Below are 3,553 nucleotides of genomic sequence, written 5' to 3' on the forward strand. Positions count from 1 at the left end.
ATCTCTTTTATCCTCTGAAAAAGGTGTACATACACAACCAATTTGGGCGTGTATGAACACCTTTTTGTTTTTTTATATTTCAAAGTCATCTATCGGGTTTTTAAAATTTTTGAAATTATTTTCTGAAACATGTGTGTAAATATCTGTTGTTTTACTCGTTTTATGTTCTAATATTAATTGCCTTCGTATTATATAAATGTTAAAATTACTTTTGCAAAAATAAAAGAATTCTGAGAGTTGGCAAATTATTTTTGTGCTTTTTCTTTCAATTTCAAATTTTATTTAAATTAAAAACACAAATAGAACAATCACCATAAATCAGCAAGCAGATTCTTCTTATCCACGAATTTCACTAATTTCACTAATTTTTTAATCACTATGTTGAGTTGTGATAAAAATGCCTAATTTTCTGATTTATTAGCACTAATATAGATCCTTGCGGATTCTTCTTATCCACTAATTTCACTAATTTCACTAATTTTTTAATCACTTTATTAGTTGTGATAAAAATGCCTAATTTTCTGATTTATTAGCACTAATATAGATCCTTGCGGATTCTTCTTATCCACTAATTTCAGAATTTCACTAATTTTTTAATCACTATGTTGAGTTGTGATAAAAATGCCTAATTTTCTGATTTATTAGCACTAATATAGATCCTTGCGGATTCTTCTTATCCACGAATTGCTCGAATTTCACTAATTTTTTAATCACTTTATTAGTTGTGATAAAAATGTCTAATTTTCTGACTTATTAGCACTAATATAAATCCTTGCGGATTTTATGAATCAATAAAATTAGCTTCCGTTAATTTGATAGCTCATTATTCTTTGCTTACAGGAAAACCTCTATATCTCATAAGGGCTTCAATTTTTGCATCACGTCCTCTAAATAATCTGTAGGCTTCAGCAGGATCCATAGAATTTCTTGGGGCAAATAAATATTTAAGCATTTTGGCGGCAATTTCTTCATCATAAAAACCTTCCGGAGCCTCTTCAAATGATTCGGCAGCATCTGCTGTCAATACATCTGCCCACATGTAGCCATAGTATGCCGTTGCATAGCCTTCCCCAGAGAATACATGACCAAAATGAGGCGTTCTGTGACGCATGGGTAATTCTTTTGGCATGTTTAACTCTACAAGTGTTTCGCTCTCAAATTTGTCTATATCAATATTTGCAGGCTCTGCAAGGTGAAGTTTCATATCCATAATTGCCGAAGCTAAATATTCAGTTGTAGAGAATCCCTGATTGAAAGTAGCCGCATTCTTGATTTTTGCTACCAATTCTGCAGGAATGGGTTCCTTTGTTTCATGATGTACTAAAAAGTTATTGATAACATTGTCTGTAGATAACCATCGCTCTATTATTTGCGATTGAAATTCTGTATAATCTCGTACACCACTATTTAAGGTTGGGTATTTTACATTAGAAGATAAAAAATGAAGTGCATGACCAAATTCGTGAAAGAAGGTAGTAGCATCGTCCCAAGAAACAAGCAATGCTTCTCCCGGAGCCGGTTTTACAAAGTTTGAATTGTTGGTGGCAAGCACGTTTTTTTTGCCGTCAAAAGTAGTGTGACTTCTTAGGGTATTTGCCCAGGCTCCAGAGCGTTTTCCTTCTCTTGCAAAGGGATCAAGATACCAAAGTCCAATATTTTCGCCGGAGGTTTTATCGCTAACTTCCCAAACTTTTACGTCTTCATGAAATATCGGAACACTGCCTTCGGGAACGGGTTTGAAATTGTAGTTAAACAACTTAGCTGCTACATAGTGCATCGCTTCAGTCAGCTTATCTAATTGAAGATATTGTTTTACTTCATCGGAGTTTAGATCATATTTTTCTTTCCTGACTTTTTCTGCATAAAAACGGTAATCCCAAGGCTCAATTGTAATCTTGTCTCCAATTTTATTTGCTATCGCTTGCATATCTTCAACTTCTTCGGCAACCCGGGCAATGGCAGCCGGCCAAACAGCTTCCATCAATGCTATTGCATTTTCCGGTGTTTTGGCCATTCTGTCTTGCAAACGCCAATCAGCATAGTTTTTATAGCCTAAGATTTCTGCTTTTTGTTTACGTAATTGTAAGATTTTTGCAATTATTTTATTGTTGTCGTACTCATCTCCATTATCTCCTCTAGAATAATAATTGGTCCATACTTGTTTACGTAATTCTCTTTCGGTGGAATAGGTGAGAAATGGATCCATAGACGATCGGGAATTAGTAATCGCATATTTTCCTTCTTGTCCTTTGTCTGTTGCAATTTTTGCTGCCGATTTAATAAATCCATTAGATAGACCTCCTAATTGTTCTTTTGTTAGGTAGGTAACATAATTTTCCTCGTCGTGCAATACATTGTTTGAGAATTTGGTGTAAAGGCTCGATAATTCTTTACTAATGGCTGCATATTTAGCTTTTTTCTCACTGTCTAATTCTGCACCATTCATTGAAAAATTTTTGTAAATCAGATCTACTACTCGTTGTTGGTCTGCCGGCAGCGGATTTTCTTTAGAGGCATCATAAACTGCTTTTATGCGTTGAAACAATTTTTCATTTTGTGTGATTTTAGATTGATGTTCAGAAAATAATGGTGCCAATTCGGTTTGAATATCTCTAAATCCTTGAGAAGACATGTTACCGCTTAAAACACCATAATATTTAAAAGCTCTTTTTAGTGCTGCACCCGAGCGTTCCATTTCTTCAATGGTGTTTTCAAAATTGGGAGCGGCTGTATTATTGGCAATAGCATCAATATCCTTTATTTCCAATTCCATGCCTTGTAGCATTGCGGCTTTTACATCTTCCACTTTCAACTGATCAAAAGCAGGCACTCCGCCATATGGGCCTACCCATTCTTTTAATAATATGTTTTCGACCATAGGTGATTCTTTTTCTGTTTGGTTGCAGCTATCTAATGCAAGCATAGCAATGATTGTAAGTATCAGGTTTTTTGTTATTAGTTGTTTTTTCATTGGGTTAAGTTTAAATTAAATTATAATCACTAAAAATTAGCACAAGCTTAGAAATACTTCAGGTTTTAATACGCTATTATCAACATGTTGAACCAGGCCAAAGTTATCAAAATCATTAATATTTATTAAAATCATCTTTATTAAAAAAAGTGTAAAGATGCGAAAAAAATGAAATTTCTGTAGAAGAATTGTCTGAAATATTGGACAAAAAATATCCGAAATTATGCCTCATTACAAAATTATTAAAAATACATAAATAAACTCGCTGGCTTGGGTTTATTTCATGGCAAACGCATGAAAACAATAATATATATTAAAGATAATAATAATTTTCCATTTTATTAAAAATAAAAAAATAAATAGTTAATTGCATGATTGTAAGCATTTTAAATACAGTTACAAATAAAAGATAGAAATAAGGTAACAAGTTCATCCATATTACCTAACCTGAATAATTCATAAATATTTCTACTACAAGCCCAAACTGCACATCATCTTTGACCGTCCTCAATTTTTATTCCATCAAAATAGCTCGCTATTACTCAAAAATAAAAATCTGTGGTAGTTCAAATCTGACACACA

General features: G+C 33.0%; 1 protein-coding gene. It reads right to left on the bottom strand.

All coding sequences use genetic code 11. From position 1 onward, the window contains the following. Window positions 1-823 precede the first annotated feature (823 nt). Window positions 824-2,971 (bottom strand): M3 family metallopeptidase, encoded by a 2,148-nt coding sequence (locus HN894_17530; GenBank protein MBT7145127.1) that lies wholly within the window; start codon window positions 2,969-2,971, stop codon window positions 824-826. Between the last annotated feature and the right edge of the window lie 582 nt (window positions 2,972-3,553).

The sequence above is a fragment of the Bacteroidota bacterium genome, from assembly GCA_018692315.1.
Classification (GTDB): Bacteria; Bacteroidota; Bacteroidia; order Bacteroidales; family JABHKC01; genus JABHKC01.